This is a genomic window from Bacillus stratosphericus, assembly GCF_020524495.1.
Lineage (GTDB): Bacteria > Bacillota > Bacilli > Bacillales > Bacillaceae > Bacillus > Bacillus stratosphericus_B.
Window position 1 is genome coordinate 1 of the sequence record NZ_JAIVLB010000098.1, and the last position, 676, is coordinate 676.

Below are 676 nucleotides of genomic sequence, written 5' to 3' on the forward strand. Positions count from 1 at the left end.
AAATTATGGTTAGACAACCTTGCCCAACCACTCCATTCATTATTGTTCAAATAGTTGGTGTAAATGTTGTTAACGTAATCTGTGGCATACACCCAACCGAAACTCGCTTTACCGTTCGTTGTGTTCGTCATATGGTAAAAACCTCTGAATGAACGGTGGTTAGGTAAATCCTTTGATCCCGCAATAGCATAAAACGTCCCTTGTCCTAATCCTTTATTGATAATGACGTCCAAAATGCTGACGGATGTGTCTTTCATTGAGATCAAAGGCGCACCGTCATCCGCCGTAATCTTACGTTGTTGAAAATTCGCTACATTATCCTGCATAGTTTGAAGCGCTACATCTACTTTCTGCTGCGCCCCGGCTGTTGTTTCGATATTTTCCAATTCCTCAAACTTGTCTCTCAAATCATCAATCGTTTGGATAGATTCATCGTAAAGCTGATTTATTATTTCTCTTAACGCCTCGAACTCATCCACGTAATACTCCGTTATCGGCACAATATCTTGATCAATAAGGGACTTTGAAATGTTAAAAGAGAACTGATGCACGGACAAAGATTGATCATTTGCATAGTACAAATTAAGTTCGGCTTGTACGTTACCATAATGTTTGATTTCTTGATCTGACAAGATGTATTCCGCTTGACCTTCTACACGATCAATAATTGTGATAT

The 676-nt window shown here is 39.1% G+C and carries 1 protein-coding gene; it reads right to left on the bottom strand.

The window, feature by feature from the left end:
* Positions 1-676 (bottom strand): XkdV family phage structural protein (locus tag LC033_RS16650; RefSeq protein WP_226570351.1); only part of this gene is annotated, 676 nt, incomplete at both ends.